This is a genomic window from Candidatus Nitrosarchaeum limnium BG20, assembly GCF_000241145.1.
Taxonomy (GTDB): Archaea; Thermoproteota; Nitrososphaeria; order Nitrososphaerales; family Nitrosopumilaceae; genus Nitrosarchaeum; species Nitrosarchaeum limnae.
This window is the reverse complement of record NZ_AHJG01000096.1, coordinates 1-24,860: the sequence shown is the minus strand read 5'-3', so window position 1 is coordinate 24,860 and position 24,860 is coordinate 1. Positions and strand designations below refer to the sequence as shown.

General features: G+C 35.5%; 28 protein-coding genes. 18 read left to right on the top strand and 10 right to left on the bottom strand.

The window, feature by feature from the left end:
• Window positions 1-1,566, top strand: a 1,566-nt coding sequence (locus BG20_RS03030; RefSeq protein ID WP_338032788.1) for a tyrosine-type recombinase/integrase, incomplete at its 5' end; no start/stop codon positions are given.
• A 93-nt stretch (window positions 1,567-1,659) separates the two neighbouring features.
• Here BG20_RS03030 and BG20_RS03025 read toward each other — a convergent pair.
• Window positions 1,660-1,938, bottom strand: a complete 279-nt coding sequence (locus tag BG20_RS03025) for a hypothetical protein (RefSeq protein WP_010190770.1) — start codon at window positions 1,936-1,938, stop codon at window positions 1,660-1,662.
• Window positions 1,939-2,360: 422 nt separating this feature from the next.
• On the opposite strand from BG20_RS03025, the gene BG20_RS03020 reads away from it, so the two are divergent.
• On the top strand, window positions 2,361-3,137 hold the full coding sequence (locus BG20_RS03020; RefSeq protein ID WP_010190768.1) for a Hachiman antiphage defense system protein HamA: 777 nt from the start codon (window positions 2,361-2,363) through the stop codon (window positions 3,135-3,137).
• Window positions 3,130-6,561: a DEAD/DEAH box helicase gene (locus tag BG20_RS03015; protein WP_157999269.1), complete on the top strand. Its 3,432-nt coding sequence runs from the start codon at window positions 3,130-3,132 to the stop codon at window positions 6,559-6,561. The genes BG20_RS03020 and BG20_RS03015 overlap by 8 nt, the downstream gene beginning before the upstream one ends.
• Here BG20_RS03015 and BG20_RS03010 read toward each other — a convergent pair.
• From BG20_RS03010 to BG20_RS03000, 3 genes are all read right to left on the bottom strand, one after another.
• Window positions 6,538-7,044: a hypothetical protein gene (locus BG20_RS03010; RefSeq protein WP_010190764.1), complete on the bottom strand. Its 507-nt coding sequence runs from the start codon at window positions 7,042-7,044 to the stop codon at window positions 6,538-6,540. The genes BG20_RS03015 and BG20_RS03010 overlap by 24 nt on opposite strands.
• Before the next feature lie 98 nt (window positions 7,045-7,142).
• Window positions 7,143-7,379: a hypothetical protein gene (locus BG20_RS03005; protein ID WP_010190762.1), complete on the bottom strand. Its 237-nt coding sequence runs from the start codon at window positions 7,377-7,379 to the stop codon at window positions 7,143-7,145.
• A 34-nt stretch (window positions 7,380-7,413) separates the two neighbouring features.
• Complete coding sequence (locus BG20_RS03000; protein WP_010190760.1) at window positions 7,414-8,142, bottom strand: hypothetical protein; 729 nt, start codon at window positions 8,140-8,142, stop codon at window positions 7,414-7,416.
• A gap of 386 nt (window positions 8,143-8,528) precedes the next feature.
• Here BG20_RS03000 and BG20_RS12350 point away from each other — a divergent pair, with 386 nt between their 5' ends.
• From BG20_RS12350 to BG20_RS02985, 4 genes are all read left to right on the top strand, one after another.
• On the top strand, window positions 8,529-8,705 hold the full coding sequence (locus BG20_RS12350; RefSeq protein WP_157999268.1) for a hypothetical protein: 177 nt from the start codon (window positions 8,529-8,531) through the stop codon (window positions 8,703-8,705).
• Window positions 8,705-8,938 (top strand): hypothetical protein, encoded by a 234-nt coding sequence (locus BG20_RS02995; RefSeq protein ID WP_010190758.1) that lies wholly within the window; start codon window positions 8,705-8,707, stop codon window positions 8,936-8,938. Before BG20_RS12350 ends, BG20_RS02995 begins: the two co-directional genes overlap by 1 nt.
• Entirely contained in the window at window positions 8,931-10,295 is a 1,365-nt protein-coding gene (locus tag BG20_RS02990) for a DNA primase (RefSeq protein WP_133936191.1), read from the top strand. Before BG20_RS02995 ends, BG20_RS02990 begins: the two co-directional genes overlap by 8 nt.
• 177 nt (window positions 10,296-10,472) lie before the next feature.
• Window positions 10,473-12,185 carry a hypothetical protein gene (locus BG20_RS02985; RefSeq protein ID WP_010190753.1) on the top strand — a complete coding sequence of 571 codons (1,713 nt, stop codon included), beginning with the start codon at window positions 10,473-10,475 and terminating at the stop codon, window positions 12,183-12,185.
• On the opposite strand, the gene BG20_RS02980 is transcribed toward BG20_RS02985, so the two are convergent.
• Together BG20_RS02980 and BG20_RS02975 are read right to left on the bottom strand one after the other, a co-directional pair.
• A complete protein-coding gene (locus BG20_RS02980; RefSeq protein ID WP_010190751.1) occupies window positions 12,182-12,472 on the bottom strand; it encodes an eL13 family ribosomal protein in 291 nt (96 codons plus the stop codon). The two genes, BG20_RS02985 and BG20_RS02980, sit on opposite strands and share 4 nt — an antisense overlap.
• The gene (locus BG20_RS02975) at window positions 12,469-12,708 is read right to left on the bottom strand and encodes a hypothetical protein (protein ID WP_010190748.1); all 240 of its coding nucleotides are present in this window, start codon (window positions 12,706-12,708) and stop codon (window positions 12,469-12,471) included. The genes BG20_RS02980 and BG20_RS02975 overlap by 4 nt, the downstream gene beginning before the upstream one ends.
• A 121-nt stretch (window positions 12,709-12,829) precedes the next feature.
• Here BG20_RS02975 and BG20_RS02970 point away from each other — a divergent pair, with 121 nt between their 5' ends.
• Together BG20_RS02970 and BG20_RS02965 are read left to right on the top strand one after the other, a co-directional pair.
• Window positions 12,830-13,579, top strand: coding sequence for a hypothetical protein (locus BG20_RS02970; protein WP_010190744.1), 750 nt, complete (start codon window positions 12,830-12,832; stop codon window positions 13,577-13,579).
• 282 nt (window positions 13,580-13,861) lie between these two features.
• Window positions 13,862-14,326: a hypothetical protein gene (locus tag BG20_RS02965; protein ID WP_010190742.1), complete on the top strand. Its 465-nt coding sequence runs from the start codon at window positions 13,862-13,864 to the stop codon at window positions 14,324-14,326.
• Here the strand turns inward: BG20_RS02965 and BG20_RS02960 are convergent.
• Window positions 14,323-15,030 carry an HhH-GPD family protein gene (locus tag BG20_RS02960; protein ID WP_010190741.1) on the bottom strand — a complete coding sequence of 236 codons (708 nt, stop codon included), beginning with the start codon at window positions 15,028-15,030 and terminating at the stop codon, window positions 14,323-14,325. The genes BG20_RS02965 and BG20_RS02960 overlap by 4 nt on opposite strands.
• Window positions 15,031-15,093: 63 nt before the next feature.
• On the opposite strand from BG20_RS02960, the gene BG20_RS02955 reads away from it, so the two are divergent.
• The 4 genes from BG20_RS02955 (at window position 15,094) to BG20_RS02945 (ending at window position 19,252) form a co-directional block, all read left to right on the top strand.
• Window positions 15,094-16,218 (top strand): hypothetical protein, encoded by a 1,125-nt coding sequence (locus BG20_RS02955; RefSeq protein WP_010190740.1) that lies wholly within the window; start codon window positions 15,094-15,096, stop codon window positions 16,216-16,218.
• An 81-nt stretch (window positions 16,219-16,299) separates the two neighbouring features.
• Window positions 16,300-16,449 carry an AbrB/MazE/SpoVT family DNA-binding domain-containing protein gene (locus tag BG20_RS13960; protein ID WP_010190738.1) on the top strand — a complete coding sequence of 50 codons (150 nt, stop codon included), beginning with the start codon at window positions 16,300-16,302 and terminating at the stop codon, window positions 16,447-16,449.
• 46 nt (window positions 16,450-16,495) lie between these two features.
• Window positions 16,496-17,896, top strand: a complete 1,401-nt coding sequence (locus tag BG20_RS02950; protein WP_010190737.1) for a DNA cytosine methyltransferase — start codon at window positions 16,496-16,498, stop codon at window positions 17,894-17,896.
• 45 nt (window positions 17,897-17,941) lie between these two features.
• On the top strand, window positions 17,942-19,252 hold the full coding sequence (locus tag BG20_RS02945; RefSeq protein WP_157999266.1) for a DNA-methyltransferase: 1,311 nt from the start codon (window positions 17,942-17,944) through the stop codon (window positions 19,250-19,252).
• 1 nt (window position 19,253) lies between these two features.
• On the opposite strand, the gene BG20_RS02940 is transcribed toward BG20_RS02945, so the two are convergent.
• Both BG20_RS02940 and BG20_RS02935 read right to left on the bottom strand, forming a co-directional pair.
• Complete coding sequence (locus BG20_RS02940; protein ID WP_010190734.1) at window positions 19,254-19,508, bottom strand: hypothetical protein; 255 nt, start codon at window positions 19,506-19,508, stop codon at window positions 19,254-19,256.
• Between the two features lie 38 nt (window positions 19,509-19,546).
• Window positions 19,547-20,950, bottom strand: a complete 1,404-nt coding sequence (locus BG20_RS02935) for an MBL fold metallo-hydrolase (protein ID WP_010190732.1) — start codon at window positions 20,948-20,950, stop codon at window positions 19,547-19,549.
• A 108-nt stretch (window positions 20,951-21,058) separates the two neighbouring features.
• On the opposite strand from BG20_RS02935, the gene BG20_RS02930 reads away from it, so the two are divergent.
• From BG20_RS02930 to BG20_RS02910, 5 genes are all read left to right on the top strand, one after another.
• Window positions 21,059-21,454: an EVE domain-containing protein gene (locus BG20_RS02930; RefSeq protein WP_157999265.1), complete on the top strand. Its 396-nt coding sequence runs from the start codon at window positions 21,059-21,061 to the stop codon at window positions 21,452-21,454.
• Between the two features lie 186 nt (window positions 21,455-21,640).
• Window positions 21,641-23,047 (top strand): ATP-binding protein, encoded by a 1,407-nt coding sequence (locus BG20_RS02925; protein WP_010190729.1) that lies wholly within the window; start codon window positions 21,641-21,643, stop codon window positions 23,045-23,047.
• Window positions 23,047-23,616 (top strand): hypothetical protein, encoded by a 570-nt coding sequence (locus BG20_RS02920; protein WP_010190727.1) that lies wholly within the window; start codon window positions 23,047-23,049, stop codon window positions 23,614-23,616. The genes BG20_RS02925 and BG20_RS02920 overlap by 1 nt, the downstream gene beginning before the upstream one ends.
• A 10-nt stretch (window positions 23,617-23,626) precedes the next feature.
• Window positions 23,627-24,193, top strand: coding sequence for a DNA-3-methyladenine glycosylase I (locus BG20_RS02915; protein WP_010190725.1), 567 nt, complete (start codon window positions 23,627-23,629; stop codon window positions 24,191-24,193).
• Between the two features lie 40 nt (window positions 24,194-24,233).
• Window positions 24,234-24,482, top strand: a complete 249-nt coding sequence (locus BG20_RS02910) for a hypothetical protein (protein ID WP_010190723.1) — start codon at window positions 24,234-24,236, stop codon at window positions 24,480-24,482.
• Between the two features lie 10 nt (window positions 24,483-24,492).
• On the opposite strand, the gene BG20_RS12345 is transcribed toward BG20_RS02910, so the two are convergent.
• Entirely contained in the window at window positions 24,493-24,657 is a 165-nt protein-coding gene (locus BG20_RS12345; protein ID WP_157999264.1) for a hypothetical protein, read from the bottom strand.
• Window positions 24,658-24,860: the final 203 nt, after the last annotated feature.

Here is a 24,860-nt window from a genome sequence, read left to right as displayed (position 1 = left end):
GGAGTTTATAGTCGGTCAATACCTTGGCTTTTTTATATTGTAAATGACAGATTACCCGTGCCAAGAGACAAAGTATACAAAGTAATCCAAGAGTTTGATTATTCACAAGAATACACAGTTCCAATAAATGCAAAAGAAGCAGAGTGCCTGTCTGTTTTAAAAAAAGGTCAAATTCTAACGCAGAAGCAGTTCCTAGATGAAAACAAAACTAAATTCAAATCACTGAATCTCTACCAGAGGTTGGTTTGCCTGACATTTGGAACCGGGGAGAAGATAGGAGTTCTAAAAAACATTCCACCAAAATCTACGAATTTTGAAGAGTTTTGCAAGCAGGAAACGGTTGCATATTTTATCAGACAGCTGAGAGGATCAAAGCTCAAAAACATCAAAGAACTAGGACTTTCATCAACTCAAAAAAACTACACATATGCTTTATGGAGATTTTCAAACTGGCTGCAGGGAAAAGAATTTGAATACTCTCAACTGCGGCAAGTGTCCTCTGATTCTTTTCAAAGACAAAAGACCAAAATCAAGCTGGAAGGATTGGAATCATTTTACAAACTGTACATTGAATCGCATAACTCAGAGCAGGACTTTGCAAAAGTAATCAAGAGTTATCTTTTAGATCCAAAAAACAAAGACAAGAGGGCAAGCACCGTAACTTCAGAGCAGTGCGCAATAAAGGCATACTTTGAGAAAAACGATTCTCCAATTAATTTTAGATTTGATTCCAAATCAACTCACAAGGTAACTGACCAAGAAGATGATCAGCCAAACTTAGACCTAGATGATTTACTCAAAATGCTAACAGTTGGAAGGCCAACTCCGGCACAAAAGGCAATGATCCTGTGCAAGTTTCACAGAGGATTAGATACCTCTACGTTTGTAGACAGATTCAACTTTCAAGCATGGGAGCAGATGGTAAAGTGGTTTGGAACTGACATTCACACAAAGTGGGATTTGGATAAATGCCCGGTTCCAATAAGGCTGACTAGAATCAAGACAGGTTTTTCCCATCTTGGATTTTTGGACAGAGACGCAGTAACTGCAATTCAAAATCACTTGGATATCAGAATAAACAAGACAGGAAAACTTCAGGAAGGAGAGCCGTTGTTTGTAAATCCAAAAGGAGAACCAGTATCCATTCAAGGAATGAGGAGAACGTTTCAGAGAATGGCAAAAACTGCTGGAATTCAGAGAAAGCTTCAGAGCTATAGCCTCAGAGAAAAGTACGAGAAGGACTCTCATGAGTTACGGGATCTCTTAAAATCAATCCTAATTGATTCTGGATGCAGGATAGATGTTGCAGACCACTGCATAGGCCACAGACCCAAAGACTCGTATGAAAAGCAGGTGGAATTATTTCCAGAAAACATCAGAGAGGAGTTCAAAAAAGCATCATCGAAGATCAATGTGTTTTCCAACATTTCAAACAACATGAAGAAAAGTGCAAATGTGCAGGTGCTTCAGAACGAAGTGATGTCGTTACGTGAGGAAGTAAAGAGATTGATACAAAAAGATATGATCAGAGACAGCATTATTCCTACAAGTACAGAAACGATTTGAGAGAATGCACGTAACTTAGATTGAGTAAAATATCATGAGTCAAAACTACAGATGATTTGTTTTATTAATTTAAAGAAACAACAGAATAGATGTTTAATGTGATTTTGAGTACTCGTTAACTTTTTTAGCAAAATCTCTTAAATCCATGAAAAGATATTCGACATCTAATAAGTCACATTGTTTGGTGAGCTTGTCATCATTTGTAAGAACCACAAGTTTGTTCTTTTGAGCAAATTTTGCTACTTCTGGATCCTTAGATCCGCGTTTAGGACAATCAGGATCGCCAATTTTGCGATATTTTATCTCGTAGCCATCCAGAAATCTATCCAAACCTAAAATATTTTCATCAATTAAAAATTCAATATCTGACATTTTTTAATCCTCAGTAATTTGTTTGAATTATTTTAATTATGTTTTGTTTAACACGATTCTTCTGTTTTAGGGTGATTTTGGGAAGCAAAAAGATATGATTTCTGGGGCTTATGCCTAGATTAGGTTGGAGCGGAATATCTTAACTGAGCAATCAGGATTGTTTGGATATTGTCAGTACATGGTTAGGCATGAACCTTAAAAGTTTAGAAAATGATATGAGACATGATGTGGGGTTCATGCATACATGTTTTAAAACTTGATTTAAAGATCTTAAAATTAGAAAATAAATTATTAGTTTGAAAACACATAAGATAAGATATTCATATTATGTATAAAAAAGAGTAGATATTATTTTAGATTAGGCTGTTTAACATGCTTAGATTAAGCATAGTGTTTTTAGAATAGAATACTGTGATGTCTACATGTTAAAGACTTGGTTAGAAGTATCAAAAAGACCATCAGGAACATTTCGTTTCAACGTTGTAAACATTAATGAAAAAAATTCAAGAGATTTAGAAAACATAAATGAAATTTTTTCCAAGATCATAATTAATGAATCAGTTGGGTATGATACTGCCAAAAAGCTTGCAAAAAAATATGGATGGAATAAAATTCTTGAATCCATAATTACACCTAGACTTACTCGAACTTCAAATATGAAAAAAGGAAAATTTGGAGAAATGTTAGAAAGTTCTGTCCTAGAGACCTTTTTTGACTATGTAATTCCAATTAAAAAATGGAGATATGCAATTTCATCAGATCAGAGCTTGCCCAGATGTGATATTATTGCAGTAAAACTTGAAGGACAAAAAATTATAGAAATGAGTTTCATAGAATCAAAATTAACTACAACATCAGATTCAAATAAAATTATTGAAGCACATAGCCAACTTATGGAAGAAAAAAAGAGTGGTTTTTCAGACATATTGTCTTTCATAATTCTCAGATTAATTGATGAAAAACATCCATTACAAGAAGCATTTATTGAATATACACTCATTAAAGACAAACCAAACGATTCCTATCGTATCGCAGCAACATATGATAATGCAAAATGGAATGAAAATTATTTAACAAAGTTAAATGATATTCATACCAAGTCAACACCAGAGTTAACGGTGGATCTAATAAGAATTGAAGAACTAGAAAAAGTAGTAAAAACAGTGTATGAAAAAAAAGGATGGAAGCCAATTGAGTAGTATTCCCAAAAAATGGATTGAGCAAATAGCATCATCTTCAGGAGATGATGATTTCCAAAATGATGTTGCACAAATTACGTCTAAATCGATGTTGAAAGAAATTACAGATGATATGCCTTCTTATGCTTGGAATTATAATGAATCAGTCATAATTAGAAATGCAACTACACTTAGTTTAATGATTCAAAATATGGCATTAGAAAATCCAGAACACCTGAAGAATATTGGTCAGTCAACATTACGGTTAGCAACTCTTTGGGAAAATCTTGCACGCCTACATGAAAAAATGGATCCAGTATTGGCATTAATGAATTCAGCAGTATGTTACCAATTGGCTGGATATCAGGCTAATGCAACATGTCTTGCACGAAAGGCTTCAAAAATCATGAAAAATGATAATTCTACATCTTATCTATCTAGTCTGTTTCTACAAAGACATTTCTTACAACTTCGAATACAATGTCAACAATGTATGCAAGAACCTACAGAGACAGATAATGAATTTGAGGTCATTAGAAAATTAGGATTAGCCTCATTAGCTGATGGATATCAGAATATTACAGATTATTTTCTTCGTGGTAATGAATCAAGTATAGAAAAAGCAGAGAAATCATTTTCAAACTCTGAAAAACTTTTTTCTGAATTATTTATGATAGAAGATTCCAATCTTGTACGAAAAATTAGAAGTTTGGTTAAACCCATGATCCAAACTTCAACATGGAAAATTTTAGGAGATATTAAACAAGAAAACTTAGTTTGGGATAGATACTTAAGATTATTGGCAAGAGGGATAGGAGATGATTTACTTCAAAGTACGTCTATATCTGAGATATGGCCTTCACAAAAAAATGCAATAGATTCAGGATTATTCAATTCTAATTCAAATAAAGTAATCAAGATGCCAACTAGTGCAGGAAAAACCAGAATAGCTGAGCTTGCAATGGTCCAAATGTTAGCTAAAAATCCTGGGAAAAAATGTATCTATGTAGCACCATATCGTGCATTAGTATCAGAGCTTGAAGATACTTTCTTAAATTTATTCGGAGATTTAGGTTTTCGTGTTTCAACAATTGTTGGAACTTATGAACAAGATCCATTTGAAAAAAAATTAATCGAAGATGCAGATGTTCTTGTTTTAACTCCAGAAAAATTAGATTTAGTTCTTAGATCCCATTCAGAATTACTTGATGATGTGAAATTATTCATTTTAGATGAAGGGCATATAATAGATGATGATAAAAGAGGAATAAAGCTAGAACTATTGCTTACACGATTAAAAAGAAAACTAATCAACACAAGATTTATTTTTATTTCTGCTGTTTTATCAGAAGAAACGGTACAAGAATATCTTTTATGGTTTAATGGAACTGCTGAAGATGAAATTAAATCAGACTGGAGACCATCAATTCAACAACATGCAAGATTTGAATGGTCATCTAGGAAAAATACAGGTCTTTTACGATATGAACCAAGAAAAGAAAATAAACTAATTGATAATTTCGTACCTGGGATAATCACTCATAAAAAATATAGAATTAAGAACAAAGAGAGTGGGAGGTATAGAAATACAGTATTTCCTACCACTGCAAAAACTCAGACTGCAGCTGAATTAGCGTATAAATTTTCAGATCTTGGACCCGTATTGGTTTTTACCACACAAGTGAATTGGGTTTTATCAATAGCAAATTTGCTTCTAAAACGAATAGAACTTACAAAGGATATAGAAGAACAACTTCCAAGCCATTTTCAACATAATGATTCTCGCTCATTAACAATTTCAAAAGAATGGCTAGGTAATGATCATCCCATAACCCAACTTTTACAAAATGGAATTGCGATTCATCATGGGCGACTTCCAGACATACTCAGAAGAAGCATAGAAAGTGATTTTCGAGATAAAAAATTCAGAGTAATTGTCTCAACTAATACATTGGCGCAGGGAGTAAATCTTCCAATAAAAACAATTCTAATTCATTCTTGTAGAAGACGTAGAATGGATAACACTCAAGAAATGATTTCTGTGAGTGATTATTGGAATGTTGCAGGACGTGCAGGAAGAGCAGGTCAAGAAACTGAAGGAACAACAGTTCATATCATAAACACACCAGAAGATCAGGCAGATTATTCTTATTATCTTTCTCAAAGAAACAAATTAGAACATGTACGAAGCGCATTATTTCAAATTTTAAATGATTTAGCAGGTGAACGTCTAAGCATAAATTCTCTTAGAGAAAAAATAGATGCTGAAGTTTTGGCGTTATTAATGGAAGAGGGAGGATTTGATTCATTAAATAAAGTGATAGATGAAATTATAGAATCATCATTAGTGAATTTTCAGTCTAAAAACACATCTGAAATAAAATTATTAATACAAGGTTTCAAAACTATTTCTGAAAAAATTTCACAAGAAGTGCCAGCAGAATTTATAGGAGTATTTTCATCTACAGGATTATCATCAAGTAGTTGTCTTGTATTAAAAAATTTTATTGAATTAAATTCTTCAACAATAAAACAATTTTATAATTCTCCGAGTGTTGAAAATAATTTAGAATTTTTATCTATGATATTAGATGCACTTAGTGAAATTATAGAAATGGAACCTATAAGCACATTTGATGGAGATGTTTTAGATCTACTTAAAAAATGGATTATGGGTGATGATATTAATGAATTAATTTCATCAGTGAAATCACAAGATAAAACAGAAATAGCAAAATTCATTGAAGAGTATTTTGGATATAAACTTCCATGGGGGATTTCATCATTTTTACAAATTGCTCAAAAGATATTCAATATTAGTGAAGAAAAAGTTCCAAATGAAATGCGTTACTTATCAAGTATGGTGAAATACGGTGTTCCTACCTATGAAGCAAGTTGGTGTATGATGATGGGAATTCCATTTAGAAAATTAGCTCTAAGAATTTCTTCAAAATATCTTTCCTTATCAAATGAATCAGAATATTCAAAATTCATAGAGTGGATTTCAAATATTGATTCAGAATCACTTCAAAAAGATTTCGGAATAAAAAGTCCATTTTTAGAAGATATCTCAAATGCATTAAATCGAAATGGAGTAAATCCATTATTAAAAAATAAGATAAAACTTGAAGAAATTATAGAAACACCGTTATCGATAACGGGTATTAGATTTGAAAATAGATATGTTGTAGCTAACAAAATTAAAGAATCAGAAACTGTAGTATTATCGCGAGATTACGATAACGCATATGATAGAAACGCCATCAAAGTTTTTTCTTCGAATAAGTCTGAATTAGGATTTCTAAGTAGGAATGTGGCTCAGTATTTGGCACCATATCTTGATTGTGGCATAGAATTTAATGCAAAAGTGTTCTCAATAATTTATAAAAAAATTCCTGAAATAGAAATAAAAATAAACACACTACCTAATTACAGTAGCCCATGACGCATCAATCATATCACGTAAAATTTTAACATCAATTTTTTTCAATATGGACCGATGAATAACATATTTGTTAGAATTTGTTGTATTACTTTCACATTTTTCTTTTAGGGTTCTTTCCCATTCTCGGTTAGAAAAAATCCATACAGAATCCTTTGGATTTTTAAAATCTATATCATCATGTGCAATAAAAAAGAAATCACAACTTTTTAGTTGTTTGAATAAAATTTGAAACATATTCATTTGTGCCTTGGATATAGTAACTATATCATCATTAAATGTTCGAATCTCCCAAATAATAAAATGCCCATTATGTTCAATTAACCAATCAATATCAGTACCCCCACTAGTTTTCATTCTATTTACTATAATATTTCCTAAAATTTTTCTTGTTTTTGTAAATATTTCAGGGTTGTTTAATTCAAATTTAGGCTTATTACATTCATGTTCTGAATCATATTCAATTGCATCATAATTAATTTCCATATTTTATGAAAGTAAGATATGAATATCATTGTCGATGTTAAAAAAACTAACCTAAACGGAAAACTATTTTTCTAATTCTATGTGCGTAAAAATTATTTTTATATAAATTTCGATTTTTCTTGATCAACTTTTAAAACATAATCTGCAGTAGGAGTATTTACCATCATTGATGAAATTTTAAACTTTAAAACAAATCCATCGTGATTTTTTCGTTTAAAACAGTAGGCTACAATTTTACCTGAGTTGTAGTTAGTTTCGGATTTATCTACTTGTAATCTACAACCGCATTTAACACATTTTGGTTTTTGAAGTACAATGCTGAATTTTTTACCCATAGAACATATTTGAATTTCAAATAAAAATACCCAATTAATCCCTCATTCTAACAGCATAATCAGGTCTTGTCAAATAGCCATTTCTCAAAACATTCTTTAATTCATCCAGTCCATCTTCTGCAGATTCCAGACGTCCGGCTATATGAGGATACATTTTCTTGATTAATTTTTTTAAATTTGTAGTAGATTCCTCTAATAATAAATCTGAAACAATATCTCCAATCGGTTCTAATGGATCGTGTAATGATAAAGCATTTTTTAACCACATTTCATGATTTTTTTTATTAATTTTTTTAGATGAAATTCGGTTAACAGGTCTCTCATAGCTTGTAATTACAGAATACAGGATCTGAATACCTAAAAACGTGATTAGTTTTTGAATTTTTTTTTCTTTATAGTTTAGTGGGCTTTTTCTTTTGAAAATATTTTCAATATCACTATCTCCTCGCATGTATGGTAATGGTTTGTACAAGAATGCAGTATATTCTGTCCTCATGATAAATCCATCAAAACTTGCATCAAAAGTGGATTTTTCAAGTGAGACGTATCGCGGTTTTTTGCTTGATGGATCTCTTGGAATTTTTTTAATCCTATTTTTTTTTATCATTCTGTTTAACGTATGAGAAAGGCCTGATCGATCATTCTCGGAATTTTTGTATTGAATTTTTCTTTTTTTCAGATGGTTCTGAATATCACCAAAAGTTTGGGGAAATTCCATATGATTAAGGAATGATTCTATTACATCGTCTACGCTCTCATCCAAGTTATTTCTCCCATAGTTTAATCTCCGAACCATCCACTAGTGGATTATCCATCCACTATATTTATAATTCCTGTAAATACAATATATGATCAATAGCAATTCTACGCATAAACAAGTAAAAAAACCAATTATTTACGGTGTAGAACAGATAAAACAAGGTGCAGAATCAAATGCCCCAAGTGTCTAAAAAGCACAGGTTTTTCAAAACTTTTCAAGTCACCTGAAAATGTTTGGCGACATCTACATCAGGTACATAGAATTGATGAAAATGAATTTCCATCAATAGAAAATACAATTCAGATTTTGGAAAAAATTTCACTTGCGTTACAACAACAAAGATCAATTGAAGATATCGAGGATGTTAAAAAATTAAAAATGGTGGGAAAATGAATGAAGAGGATTTTTTAGTTGGTAGGTGTTGCACAGATAAATCAAAATATTTGATTTACTTTAACGGAAAGCCGTCAAAAAATTATGCGGTATATGTATGCATAAAACATTTCAATAAAATGCCATTTAATAAAAATATTTTAAAAATTATTACTTTGGAGAGAAACAATTGATGTATTCAAAAAAATGTAATTTTTGTGATATGACTATTTACTACAGTAAAGTAAATGGGGTTACAAAATGGTTTGAGGATGAATCATGTTTACAACTACACCATCATAGATCATCAGAAATTAAAAAAAAGATGTCACATTATGAAGAGATACAAAAAAGTATTTTACGTAAATTACAGTACTTGTCAGAAGAAATTCAACAAATAAAAAATAATAATGAACAAAATGACTAACAAGATTAAAAATTATGATTTAGACAATCCAAATATTTTAGATGAGATGGTTAATGGGTATAGAGCAAGAATTATTGGAGAGGACAATAATATCAAACTTTTATGTCTTGCATGCATCTCAAAAGATTTACCTAGAAGAAATAGATTATCAGCTATAATCACTAGTCAATCAAGTGCTGGAAAATCAAATCTCGTAAACACAGTTCTAATGCCATTTCAGGATGATGTCATAGATTTTACTGATTATACGCCTGCCTTTCTCAATAGGCAAGAGATGATTATGAATGGAAAAATTCTCAAAATGGAGCAAATTGAGCGTACAAATGACAAAAAACAGGTTAGCATTGCCAATCTAAAATTTTTGTTGACAGAAGGAGTACTCAAAATAGGAGTAGTAGAAAAAGATGATAGAGGAAAGAACTTTCCTAAAACTCTCCAGGTTACTGGAATACCAGTATTTATTTCAACTTCAACTAACTACAACATAGATCCTGAAACTATCAACAGAACCTTACTAATGCAAGTTGACGAATCAGAATTACAAACAAAAAATATCATATCACATATTTTTAATTCGTATGGACAACTTGCAGTAAACAACAATTGGACTACTGAATTAAGCGAACTTAAAAAATTAGCAAAAACTTTCAAGCAACATGCAAAACAAATAAGAGACATAGTAATTCCTTTTGGTTTAAAATTAGAATCAAAAATTCCAATAACTGATATTACAATTCGACGTGATTTACCTAAAATTCTTAATCTAACATGTGTTGTTGCATTCATGCACGTTACAAACAGAATGTGTATTAGAAATAAAAAGGGGGAAGAATTTGTTGTAGATTCATTTGGAAAAACAGAAAAATTATACACATACACCATAATTGCAGAGCCTGCAGACTTTCAAGAAGCAATACAAATTGCAGGATCTGCAATTACTCAGACCATAAATAAAATTAATAAATCATCTATGGATATTTATGAAAAATTTATTGCTCTATACAGACAAAAAATGTCAGATAATTCCATATCTGTACAAAATACAACATTAGATGATTCAAAAACAAATGATGATGGCATAACAATAAAAGAATTAACTAAAGTAACACATTTGAGTCAGAATCGTACAAGAGAATTGATAAATCAATTATTATCCAATGGATTTATTTCTCGTGAAAAAACAAAGTCAAAGGAATTTGAATATTTTCCTACAGGAAAAAAATTTGAGAGTATTCAGTTTGATAAAATAGAATTTACATCTGATGAATTAGAAACATGGTTAAAAATGGAAATTGGGGATAATGATGAATTAGAAATTGTTTATCCTAAAAATCGAGATTTCGTGTTGAGTGATTAGACAATAATGAGGTCTAATTAGCCATCAAAGGAAGAACAAGACACGATTAATCAAACAGTGCCATTTTTACGGTGTTTTTTATTATTTTGATATATTTTTGAGGTATTTTCAAAACACGATTACACTAGATAATACTCAGACATTGGGTTTTTCAAATTTGGATCATCTAGAGAATAAATGGTTGAAAATGTTGATTTTACACCTAGTTTCAGGTCAAAAAAGCCTCAAAAATTCATGGATGATGGATGGTTGAAAACAAACGAGCCTCAGGTAATTCTTTTTCAGGGAATGCGAGGTGCTGGAAAAGGAGTTGCAGTGGATAAAACTGCCGAAGAGCTGTACAAAGAAGGAATTAACATTTGGCACATCTGGGGGGCAAGAAGCTTTGAGAATCTTTACTGGGCAGTAAACAAAGACTGTAAAGAAAAGTACGACAAGATGAAACTAATCCTTAAAGCCTTTGAAAATAAAATTCCTTTAAAAAAATGGGCAGAGCAAAATAGAATGTTTGAAAAAGAGTTTGCATATTATATTGAAATTATAAAAAATAACAAATTAATTTCTGTTGCTGGAGAACACGTAAAATTAGAAGAATTAGGAAAGGATTTTCTAAAAGGGGATGTATTACACTGCAATTGTCACAAATCATATCCAATAGTATGGATTGTTCCAGATTACATTGAGATTGATCAAGAATCGCTGGATAGATTTAATGAGCAGTACTGGAAAGATCTCAAAGAGTACAGCAAGTACTTGCTAGAAATTACTAGAGATGAAAAACAATTACTAGTACAGCAAAAATTGAAAAAGCCAAAACAGTTTGCTCCAATACCAAAGATAGTTGTAAAAACAATAACACCGCCAACTAATGCAACAAGAAAGGAAGTTTTTCAAAAGCAATTTACTGAAATTGTAGTACAAGCGAGAGAGCAAAAAAGAATTGTTGTGATGAATCCTGCAATCTTTGAGTATGCAAATGACAAATTCGACACTCTAGCTGAAATCATACGAATGATCCCATACTTGATGAACAAATCAGGATTATTCTCTCCTTTATCCGAATCAGATGTTGGGAAAGCAAGAAAGCACTGGACCAAGCAGCAAAAATCGTGGCATAAAATTGCAATTGTGATTAACGAGTTGAGATCAGTTGCACCGTCATCAAGATTATCAGGGGAGAGAGAATCTAGCAAATCGAAAAAAGCAATTTACGACTTTATTCCGGAGGCAAGGCACATGAAGACTTGGTTTTTGGGAGACTACCAAAATCCTGAAGACCTCTATGCAGGAGTTCGCTACCAGGCAAACATTGTGGTGATAAAACGTGCATCAAGGAACATTCTAGGCTCAGATTGGGGATGGCTTTTTGATAAAATAGAGCGAGACAGAATTGGGCTACTTCGAAAGGCAGGAAAGCATATCGAGAGACCTGATGAGGTGTGGAGGTTTGAGAAACATCCCAAGATCAGAAAGTATCTGAATGACAGACGTCCAAGAGTTGACGACATGCCAGACAACATCGGGTATCTGACTTTTATCAACGGGGAAGTTGCAAGGTGGAGGTTCGACATGCCATCGTTTCACCACAAGACATCGCTTGAAGATTTTCAGAAGGACACTGGCATCACTTGGAGAATCAATACAAAAAAGGCTCCCAAAGAGCAGAGTACAACAACCAATTCACATCAAAAAAGAAAGATCAAAGAAACTATTTTAAAAAAAATTGATCACATGCACGAGACAGAAGGAAAGTCATTCAAGCAGATCAAAGACGAACTAGTCCAGATGCAAACTGATGGAGAAATTCCAAACATGGGCTACGAGGAACGTGAGCCAATATACTTTAACAATTTATGGAACAGATGGAAAAAGAAACAGGATAAGTTTTAAGGCTCTGAAATGTCAACTATCTCTTTCAATATTTCAACATTTACATCATGACATGATGTTCTGCGACAATCATATTGACCAAACTTTCTCTTGCGACCTACGGCCAATCCTGCAGATATCAGTTCTTTTTTACTCCATCCACGACCAATACGAATTTTTCCTATTTGGTTTCGTTTTCTAACATACGGTCTATTTGTTTTTTCATTTTTAAGAAAGTTATAAAGATCCGATATAGAATTAACTCTAAGCAGTTTCTCAAAAGTTTGATCAAGTTGATTGAGATTCATATTTTTTTCTTGTTATCTAGATGAATACACCAAGCTTTAAAAGCAGATTTAGTTAACGTTGTGACCACTTCTGGATTGTTATTTTTGATTATTTTATTTCTGTGATAACCTTTTAGTTTATTTCGTATTTTCCAATCACCGTAAGTCAATAACAGGTATTGAAATGTGGGTTCTTTAAAAACTCCATCCATTTCCTTTTTTAATTTTTTGAGAACATCCTGCTCTTTAAAATCCAACTTACTTTGAAAATTATGATTTCTATATATCAGTATTGAGTAAATTGGTAATCAAAGACGGCTAAAATATCAGCTGAATAAATATATGAACACTGTTTATCATTTTTCAGACGATTAAACAATGTCAACACATGATGGTAAGTTAAAACATGGAGCAATTGCGCTTATAGATATTTTAGGAGTGAAAGGAATATGGGCAAGGCAGAAAACAGATGAGGTTATTAAAATATGGAAATCAATAATAGAAGATTTTGAAATTTTAAGAGAAGATATTTCTCAAATCCCTACAAACAAGATTTCCATTAAGATTCATTCTTTTTCAGATACATTGATAATAGAATATGAGGGCGATGACACTGCAAATATTTTATCATTTATGGCAACACATCTAACATATCCTTTTTGTCATTCACTATTAGAGAAAATTTATCTTAGAGGAGCAATTAGTGTGGGGGAGTTTTATTCTTCAGGTTCAATGATCATTGGACCTGCAATAGATGAAGCTGCTAAATGGTATGAACATTATGATTGGATGGGAATTTCTCTAACTCCAAGTGCAGGATTTCTTATTGATAGTTATGTAACGAATGGAAACGGATCAGGATGGTATAGAAAATATGATATTCCTCATAAAAAAGGAGTCGATAATGGTGTTTGGGTATTAGATTGGGCAAATGAGCTTCCAGGAGTCATGAAAGTTTTAAAAGATTCCAGAGCACCCAAAATTGCACTATACGAATCGTTTTCTAAACCTCCTATAACTCCAGACGTATTATCCAAATACAAAAACACTGAAAATTTTTATGAAGAGATGATCAGAAACAGGGAACTTGAAAAAAGTTTAGAGTATACACGAACAGTTTCAATTTAAAAATGTCTTGATTTGATTAATTTTTGATTAAATTTTAATAAAAAAATTTATAATTTAGATACAAAATTTCTAATCAATTAATCACTAATCAAATTTCATATAGATAGAGCGGTTGATTAATTGGTTAGTGAATTGCCAGTTTAGTTTTTTGAGATTTCATACTAAAAGACAGTAAGTAATGATAACGACCAACTAAGCGCCACATAACACGTGCAATGTTTGCTGAATAAATTTTTAAAAAACACAAATGCTAATTATCGTACTGCTTTATCACGTTACAGCGTGTCACCTATTGATACCAAAAAAACCATCATAGAAATGCTTGAGAGCAACGGATACGGTGTAAGGGAATCACCTATGCGTGATGATGAATTTAGACTTTTTTTAAGACCTCCTGGAATTGAGGCAGAGAGCGAAGAGGTGTTTAAGATGAAGGGATCGGGGGTAATTTGCTGTGCATCTGGAATTATTCTTGGAGGGAACAGGAGAACAAAGTTCTTTCAGCAGATGCCAGAAAAAAGAGATGAGCTAAAAGAAAAGATCAGCAGAGCAACAGGAGTATCAGATTTAGATTTTTTTGAAGTTGAAGATGATGGAGAAAATTTCAGAGTGACGCTTAGAGCAGAGATAGAACTTCAAAAATTCTCAGATGATGCTTTTGTGGACGCAATGAACAGACTGAACGAATCCGGTGGAGCCATAGAAGATATTTGGGAAGAGTACTTCGTTGAGCTTATGAAAAGCTAGTTTACAAAGTTACAAATTTTGTTCACAGGGCACTCACTGCATTTAGGATTTTTTGCAGTGCATACTTCTGATGCAAAGTCCAGTATAGCGTAGTTAAACTCTTTTCCTTTTCCTGCAGGCGGAAGTTTTTCAGCAAACTCCCACAGATGCATATCAATTGCTTCTCTGGAGTTCTTTTCATCCAATGAAAAAACTCTCTTGATAACTCGCAGTATATTCACGTCAAGCATTGAAACATCGTGTCCAAACGCAAAGCACAGAACAGCATTTGCAGTGTACGGGCCCACTCCGGGAAGCGACAGCAGTTCTTTTTTTGTTCCAGGGACTTTGCCGTTAAAGTCAGCAAGAATTTTTTTTGAAAGATCCTTCAGGTGCTTAGAACGCGTGTGTTCCAAACCTAACGGCTTGAGTACCTTTTTCAGTTTTCTCAAATCTATATTTTGAAGATCATTAAAATCATTACAGCGGGAAGTTATGTTGCTCCACTCGCTAGCAACTTGCTTCCGCGTGGTTTTTTTCAGCAGAATTTCAGACAGGAGAACATAGTATCTGTTTTTTGAGTTACGCCATGGATACAAAGAATCAAAGTTATTTTGTCCTCTCCATTTCAAAAGAATCTTAGAAAATTTTTTTTGTTTAAGACTGTGGAGGCTTTTCAAGTAATTGTTTTTTATCATCTCTGCTAATTTGGATTTCTTTTTCATGGATATCTTGGAAATCATGGTTTACTTGGCGCTGATTAAATCTTGATTTGAAATTGTACATTCGTGAGCCTTAAAACTGCGCTGACATCTGAAATGCTGGAGGAGGCATTTGAGTTTGGCGTGAAATACTACCAAAATCCTGACAAGGTTACACGCGGTAGAACATCCAGTCAAAACAGAGGGCTGGGTGCAATAATAGACGCAAACATTGTTGGAAAAGTAATTGAGCTTGGAGTTAATGAAATTTTAAAACAGCACGAAAAATTAAAAGAATTTTCGCCAGATATGGAAATACGTAGCGTGTTTGAATACGGACAACCAGATGTTGTGGAAATTGTAGAGAACGGAGTGAAGAGAAAGCCAAAGTGCTTTGTTGAAGTAAAGAACAGTCCAAAAAATTTTGAGTGGGTAGGTCTTTACACAACACAGTTTGAAGATATGAAAAAGTTTGTAGGAAATGATGAAGAGAACATCTACATCATCTATGCATCTCTCAGAAGTAAAGAAGGAACTATTTTAGAAAAAAGTGAAGAGGACGAAGGAGCAAATGAAAACAAGAGAGAGAACGATTTGCTTGGAATTTTTTTAAAGTCTAAAAAATCTCTCGGTGATCTATTTAATTTTTTTGAGGATGCATCAAATTTTTCGGTTAACATAGATTACGTAATTACTGGGAAAGAACTTGCTGATAACGGTAAAGTTTTTCCATCAGGAGAACCTTGGCCATCACCGGAAATATTTCAAGAGGGCACAAAGCCTTACGATGCAAGTGGAAATGTAAAGAAGAACTTCAAACGTTTAAGTCTAAATGTTAAAGATGGTAAATGCGATCTCCCAACAAATGGCATTAACAATTCTGTCCCGTTCCCTCACCAGTTCGGTACACTGGAATGTCACGGAGATTTTCAAGCTTATGAAGAAACAAAAAACAGCTGGAGAAAAGTAGATGGGGTGAAAACTAAAACGGAGCTGAAAACTATTTTCATAGATTGCAAATCTGACGTCGTTGTAAAAAATAAGTGGCTTGGTGAATATCACTTGGAGGGTAAAAAAGTCCACCGCATTAAAGTCGGCGCAAAAGTTGCATCAAAAGACAGGGATGACTTATCGTACCCTAAAAGAAACATAGAGTCAATGGTAAAGATACCACCATCGGAAAGAATCAAAGAGCTTGCAAGAAAGATCTGAGCGTAAAACATTATAACTTAATCTTGGTAATCTTGGTATACTTGGCTTTCTTAATATGCATATTGCTGCAAATCACCACAAATGGGCAAAGCTTTAGGGTCCTCAAAAGTAACAGTGAGATTTCAAGTGACAGTGCCAGAAGAAGTGCGAAAGAAGATGAAGGTGAAAGACGGTGACACTTTGGTTTTCGTTGAGGATGGAAAAAGAATCTACATCAGCACCGAATTTTAGATCAGCACTACCTCTAATTATGAGATGTCGGAGGACGATGTAAAAGATGAAAAAAATAAACCGCTCGTATAAAATTGCAACACTGTTCTCAGGAGCAGGAGGGTTGGATTCAGGCTTTACAAGAACAAAAAAATTTGAAAATCAAATTGCTAACGATATACTACCAATTCCTGCTGAAACGTATTCACTAAATCACAATGCCAAGATTCTAACAGTTGAAGAGTTCAACAAAAATCCAAAGACACCTTGCTACATTGTAGGAGATGTAACTGAGGTTGACTTTCAATCTCTGAAAAAAATAGACTGTGTGATTGGCGGACCTCCATGCCAAGATTTTTCCATCACAAGAGGCAGCAGAGAAACGCTTGGGATAAAGATGGTTCGCGGAAAGCTGTACTCACACTTCATCAGAGCACTCTCAAGAACGCAGCCCAAAGTTTTTGTTTTTGAAAATGTTCCTGGTCTCAGAAGCTCCAACGGAGGGGCAGCATACAAAACAATCACCGAGGATTTTGAGAACCTTCATGTCAGATGGTCTGAGATCAAACACGACATAAACAATGGTCCAAACAATGCAGAGAGCTACTCGCTGATTTTCAACGATGTCGTAGACTCTGCAAACATCGGAGTCCCGCAAAAAAGAAGAAGGCTGATCATAATAGGAGTCAGAAAAGATTTGTTCAGCAAAGAAGATGGAAAAATTTTTGCTGAAAAATCAAATGCAATTCTCAAAGGAAAAAACTCGCTACTAAGCAAATACCCGCTAACTGCCATGGAAGTCTTCGAAGGTGAAACACTTCCAAATCTTGCACAGAAGTATCGCGATGTAATGAAAGAGTACGAGGGGGTTGAAAAGGAAACTAAAACTGAAGAGTCAAAAAAGTGGAAGAAAAACGTGTGGGACAAACTCACATTCAAAATTGAGGAAGACTACATGTTTGCAAACGGCATCAAACCCAATGACCGCAAAGAAGTTGAAGAAGCGTTTGAGGAGCACAGAAGAGTTCTAGAAGATCTCGAGTACTACGGAAAACCCCTGAAAGGAAAAGATTTTGAGGACAACAGCAACGAAATTCCAAAAGAAGGCTCACCCGTAATTGAAAGAATGCTACGGATCCCACCAGACATGAATCACCTAATTGTAAGCGGAACAAAATGGAAAGTGAAGGGAACGATGAGCAACATATACAGAAGATCTCATCCGTTGAAACCTGCTTACACTGTCATGGCTTACGGAGGTGGAGGAACATGGAGCTACCACTACGAAAAAGGGAGAAGCATGCTAACCAACAGAGAAAGAGCAAGGCTTCAAACTTTCCCAGATAATTATATGTTCAAAGGAAATCGCTCACAGGTCAGAGCTCAGATAGGCGAAGCAGTTCCAGTGAGGTTAGGAACAAAGCTTTCAGAAGTAGCACAGATGGTTTTAGAAAAAATAGATAGATGAAAAATAGAAACAGCTTTAAAGCTTACGCTTCATGCATTTAGTAACGTGAAAACAAAATTTGTGCTAAACGATGTTGTTTGTGCTGACAGCAAAACTCTTTCTAAATTGATCAAGCTAAACAGCGTAGCGCTGACTGTCACGTCACCGCCTTACGGAAATGCAATCAACTACTCGCAACATGTAAAAAATTTGAAATCCGGAAAAGGGAAAGAGTTCAGAGGAAACGTTGGAGGCACACTTGATGATTATCTTAACGAAATGCAGGAAATTTTTTCTGAAGTTAAAAAAGTTACAATGCCAGGGGGGTTCTGTTGCATAGTGATTGCTGACGAGCTGTCAGAGGGAACACTGGTGCCGCTTCCAAGCCTTCTTGTTTCCAAGCTTGTGGACCTGAAAGATGAGGATGAGGGGTGGCACCTTCGCGACATGATAATATGGAACAAAGTTACCGCGGGCAGAAGCGGTGCAGGAAACAGGTTCGGCCAGTTTGTAAAAATTCCAGTTCCTACCAGATACAGAGCAAACATCATGCACGAGTACATCATTGTGCTACAGAAGGGAAAGAAAGCGAGGTTCCTCCTGAAAGAGACAGAGCCAAAAGTTCCGCTGAACAGAGCAATGAAGAGGCAGGTTGCACTTTCTGTGTGGGACATCACACCGGTACCACCAAACGCAGTAAAGCACCCTGCTGTTTTTCCGGAGCAGATTCCGTGGAGGCTGATTCAGATGTACACAAAGCCCGGAGATGTTGTTCTGGATCCAATGTGCGGTAGCGGTCAGACAGTGAAAGTTGCAAACAGCTTGAAGAGAAAGTACATCGGCGTCGACATCAGAAAGGAGTACGTGTCGCTTGCAAAAAAAAGAGCGAAAGAAAAAATGATGCTATCAAACTTTATGATCCCGTTGTACTTCCCTGTGAAGTGGGTTGACGGTGTGCAGTCAGGTAAAAAATCAGATGCGCACATCGACGTAGAAGATCACATTCCAAAAGGATTCAAAATAATTTTTCAAAAACTTTCAAAAGATTCTGAGAACGGAACAGACACAACGCACATCTACTACAAAAACAAATCTGGTGACTACATATGCTGCATTATCGGCGCATCTCAGGAACCGTACATGATGAAATTAGGTAACCCAAAAAAAGCAAGCTCACCGCTGAAAAAAATTCTCAGCAAGCTACCGGACACGTTTGACCTGCTTGATGTGAAAAGCATTCTGCCAGACGGAATACCAGACGATCCTTACTCACTAGTTTCACTTGTTGATGTTCTGGAGTATGAAAAAAATGTCAAGAGAAAAACTAGATCGCTCACCAAAGTAGTTTACGAGAAATCGCCAAGATCTAAAAAATAATTTATTGTTTGTAGTGCGGTTTGCTTTTGTTGTAAGGCCTTGCGTCACCTGCAATTTTGTAGGTGCCTTTTCCGATCCTTTCAATTTTTTCTCTCTTGCAGAGCCTTGACAGTATAGATGCAGCGTTCTTCTTTTTCATCTTGAGGTTTGTGCAGACATCTTCTACTGACTGCGGACCGCCGTAAGATTCAGTTGATCGGAGTAGCTTCAGCACCCTCTCCGATGTTCCAAGGGATCCAAAAAGAGTTTCAGACATCGCTAATTGCTTGAAACACGTTACGGATATTTCTATCGCTAGAGGTCGTACTTCACACCCTCCTCCACAATTGTGATGCCCTTTGCAATTTTCTTGTACGCGTCTGGGTGCTCCGTGTGAACAGGGAACAGCATCTTCGCATCAATCTCCGAAACTGCTGTGAGAAGGTCCCCACCCCTTGCGTGCCCGGAGCAGTGACTCTGGAACATCTGCATGCCAAAGTGCTTCAGCCAAGCGTCCTGCCTCTCCTTTGAAAGCTTCTGCTCCTCGTTGTACGGCTCCGATGACGAGTGGATGTACCTCGCTCCGGGTTTCGGCATCATGTCAATTAACGCAGTAAAGCTGTAGAACCCAATGGCGCAGAGAACTTTGTCAGGCCTCTGGGCAATCTGCTCCGCGGTCCAAGCGTTGTGTAGATCGATGAACTCTTTGTCCTTTCCCTTGTAGTCCTTTTCGGAGTACTGGCCAGATCCTCGCTTTGGCAGGTAGATGACGATGTCTTCATCATCAATGTTTGGAACGCTGAGGTGCTTGTCCTGCGACAGGTGCTTCAGAAAAAAAGCATCGTTGATCTTCACCACAAACTTCCTTCCGGTCTCCTTTGCAATTTTGTAAAACGTCATAAGCCTGTCAACGTCCTTGAAGTTGAAATCTGCAAACACCAAGTTTTTTGTATCCTCAACTGTTTTCTTTGACTGCTGGTACACCAGCTGCTCTGATTCTTCTCTCTCCTCATCTGCAATTCTAGTTCCTTCAGAAATCAGAGCTATTGGTTTCACCTCCTTTGCTCGCTCTATGAAATCAGTTGTCATCTCAGAGTGAGTTCCGTGCAACCTAATGTCCCCGGTGTACGCAACCGGACCTTCTGATGTCCAAATGATGAAACCGTAAGCTCCTGGCACAGAGTGATCAACGTGAATCGGCTCCACCTCCAGAGAGCCAACTTTGAACTTGTCACCAGTTCTGAACTCGTTTATTTTTCTTTTAATCGGTTCATCCTTTACGCTGTACGGCCTCGGCTTGTAATCTAAAATTTCTCTCTCAATAGTTCTCGATGAACGCTCTGCTAGAGCTTTGAGTATGAGGTGACACGCAGAGCCCATGTGGATCGGAATGTCCTCGTGAAGAAACGAAATGTAATCAGCGTGATCAGCGTGGGCGTGTGTCAGCAGCACTGCATCAATGTCTGGCTCCTCTGGCTTTCGTCCGGCCATCACCATGAGATCATCGCGGTAAACTCCTTTGATGTCAGGAACCAGCCCCATCGAAAGAAAGTCAACTATTCCGTTTGAAGTTCTCGGGTTGAGAAACTCCTCAAAGTATGCAGCCCTTCGAGAAAACGATTTGCCAAAATCTAAAAAAACTTTTGTGTCCTTGTCCTGAAGAAGAATTTTGTTTCCGCCAATTTCGTTTACTCCCCCGTAAAACGTGAGACTGGTCACACATGTTGTCACAACGTCATACCTAAAAAGACGTCGCTAGAATGTAGCACAATAAAAAATAAATCAGTTTGATAACACGGATATATCGAAAATACGCTAGCTCCTGTGTTGGCAAAGAACTTTTGGATTTTTGTAATAAAAAATACTGACGATGAGCTCAACCGCAGAATCAAGAAGAAAGAGTGGCCGGTGTACAGCTACACGGTGAATAGAAAAAAGATCCAGCCAGGCGACAAAGTGATTTTCTACAAAGCAGGTGAGGGCAACAAAGTCTGCCTCGGAACAGCAGAGACAGCATCTGCAATCAAAGGCGAAGAGGGCGGAATTGACTACACAGTAGAACTAGGCAACGTATCAATTTGGAAAAAATCCGTCATGATAAAACCCCTCATCAGCAAACTTGAGTTTATCGGCAACAAGGAGCAGTGGGGGCTATCAATGCAGGGTGGCGTAATTCACATCAGCGAGAAAGATTACGGCACAATATACGCAGAATCAAAATAGAATCTAAGTTTTAAAGCACGCAGATGAAAACTTGTCAGACGCGATGAAGAATCAGAGTTATATCTGAAAGATGATTGAAAGGCATTTGTCTGAGCTGTCTTGTGCTTTTAGAAAAATAAAAAAGGACAATAAACCAAAATCTTTTTCTTTAAGAAATTATTAATTTATGAATATGGAAATTAGGATATGAGCTCTGTCGGAAAAGAGTTCGACATGAAAATAGATATTCTTCACGCGCTTGAAGATTTCTTAGACGCGTATAACAACCACAGCGAGATGGTTGTAACTGAAGCTATAGCAAATGCAATAGATGTCAGATCATCTGAAATTGATATAAAACTATACAAAACAAGTGATGGTGTAGGGGTTATTTCATTTCACAATAACGGACCACCGATGAACAAGCAACAATTTGATGATTATCATGTGATTGCACGGTCCAGCAAATCTAAGGGAAGCGGTATAGGATTTGCAGGAATAGGAGCAAAGGTGTACATGGCGGCGTGGGGGGAAACAAAAATCACAACAGAGACTACAGACGGGACAACATCTTTTGCTTCAGAGATGCACGTTAAGAACAATAAATTAAAAGCTGTGTACTTAGCACCTAAAATAAAAAAATATGGAACTTTGTATCAGGTTCTGTTAAAACCGAAGGATTTTGATTATCTGGAAAAAAGTTTGAAAGAAATTGTGGTCGACACGTTCAGCCCTGCGATTTCATCAGGGTTAAAAATCAAAATCAACAACGAACAGATCAAGCCGTGGAATCCTGAAAAAGAACTCAGAATGGAAATTACAGTTAATGTGAAGGGAAAGCAGTTTCCTGCAAAACTCATCGTCACCAAAGACGACATACCAAACAACAAGTGCAATATCCAGTACCATGTTTCTGGAAAAGTGATCACAACGAAGAAACCAGAATGGATTTACGATGTCAAACCGCTATACATGAAAAGATTTCATGTGTACGTAAATGCCATAGAGATCTCAGACCAGCTAAACCTGAACAAAACAAACTTCAAACAAGGATCAGGTACGGTTGTAACTCCAGTAATGCAAGAGGTGGATAGAAGAATTTTCAACATATTAGAAAAAAAAGGATACATCAAAGACAACAAGGCACCTCCAAAGTGGGAGAGCAACAAGCTCACCAAATTTTTTGAAAAGCTGTTCAAAGATCCAAAGTACTCTTTCTTAAATCCAGAGTCAAGGGGAGGCATAGGTCCAGGAGCAGGAAGAGGTTCTGGCGGCACTGGTTCAGGAAAAAGTAGTTCACATTCTGGAACTCCGAAAGGAGGAACAAACGAAGGGAACGCAGGAGGTGGAGGGTTTTCGCTAGGTTTTGCAGACAGAGAGAATAACAATAAAGAAGGATGGTTAGATCCCAGCACAAACAAACTTGTTGTAAACATAGGACACCCTCTTTTCATCAAATATGAAAACGATATTCAAGCTAGGAATCAAAGGATCGGGTCTGTCCTTACAAGCGTTTTAATTAAAAACGCCACCATGAAAAAATCAATGTCGCCTGTAGAAGCTTTCGATCTTCAGACGGAGCTCCTTACTCTGGCAAAGGACGAAATGTGGTAATGGCAAAGAGCAGGAAAAAAATTCCGGTGAAAATTGATTGGATAGTTGATGAGACGGGAAAAGGCGGAATTGAAGTCATCATGAATTTGGAAGATTTTGAATCAAGCGGTACTTCGATAAGAGAGAGCATAAGAGATTTTAAGAAAAAATACACAGATGCGATAAACCAAGCAAAAACTGTGGAAAAATCGGCCAAGACAAAATTAAAAAAAATATCTTCAAAGCAAAGATGGAAAGCAGGAAAAATTCTTGCAGATTTTAATAAAAAAATTGAGAACGAGTTTGAAATAAAAAATTACAAAGAAGCATACTCGAGAGACTTCAGTTTACCGATAAGAAGCATTAGAGCTTATGTGGACTTTGCAACAATATTCAATGAGGAGGAGGTAGTGGATGAGATCCCGTACAGCACTTACGCCGAATTATCTTCTGTTGCTAATGAGCTGAAAAGAAGAAATATTTTAGAAATTGAAAAGCAAAGATTGCTCAGGTGGGCAAAGGAAGGCAACCTTCCAAACAGAGATGAGTACAGAGAGCACCTCAGAAAAATATCAAAGCACAAAGGGTGAATCAAAACAAGTGAAAAAAAGATGCGACTGGGTTCAAGAAGGAATTCACCAAAAATATCACGACAGGGAATGGGGAGTTCCGCTACACAGAGACAGGAAGCTCTTCGAGTTCCTATTACTTGACGGAGCTCAAGCTGGACTTTCGTGGATCACTATTTTGAAGAGAAGAAGCGCGTACAGAAAAGTGTTTGATAACTTCAACCCTGAAAAAATTTCAATGTACAAGAAGAGAGACATCAATTCGATTTTGAAAGATGACGGAATAGTAAGGAACAGAAAGAAAGTTGAATCGTTCGTGAACAACGCAAGAAGATTTCTTGAAGTGAAGGATGAGTTCAAAACTTTTGATGAGTACATCTGGCAATTTGTGGATTACAAGACGAAAGTAAACAAGTTCAAAACGTGGAGTGAGATTCCACCTGCAAGCAGTGAGTCCAAAATGATGAGCAAGAATTTGATGAGTCGTGGATTTACGTTTGTCGGGCCAACCATATGTTACGCTTTCATGCAGTCAGTTGGAATGGTAAATGACCACACCGTTAATTGCTTCAGACACAAAGAAGTTCAGAAAAAATAGTTTTAGAAATACATTACTACAATAAGAACAATCTATACCAATGACGATTGAGAAAGCAGTTGCAATGATACAAAATCTTAGAAATGCAGAACTTGAAACAATCAAAATTGTCGGGTATGAGGATAAGATCACCAAGGATTTTTCATTGATTGCAAAAGGAAAAGCGGACTACCTAGGTAAGATTTTGGAAGAAATTGAACCTGAAACATATCCTTGTTCACATCCTAAGAAGTGGCACGATATCTCTGATGGACAACTCTACTGTATGGGTTGCAATCAGAATCTATAATTTTTTAGAATTATTCAAAGAATGTTTCTTTCTGTGCTTCTAATGCCACGACATCACAATTGTAGCATTTAGTTTTCTGCTTAAAATCATAAGTAGATACGCCCTTAGGAACATCATAATTTTTGTTTGCGTTACAATTCGTACAAGTAAAACCAACTTTGTATGTATCTGACATAAAGTAATTCACACATACTCATATAAAAAATCTGAGTCTAAATACAGACATAGATCAAAAATTACTGCAAAAAGGTAACATGTGTTTTAAAATAAATTCAAAAACGATCTAATCAAAAACACTAGAAAATGAAAAATATCAAATTTTTATCTAAAAATAGGCGCTGTTAGTATAAAAAAGGCTTAGTAAACAGCTAGTACATA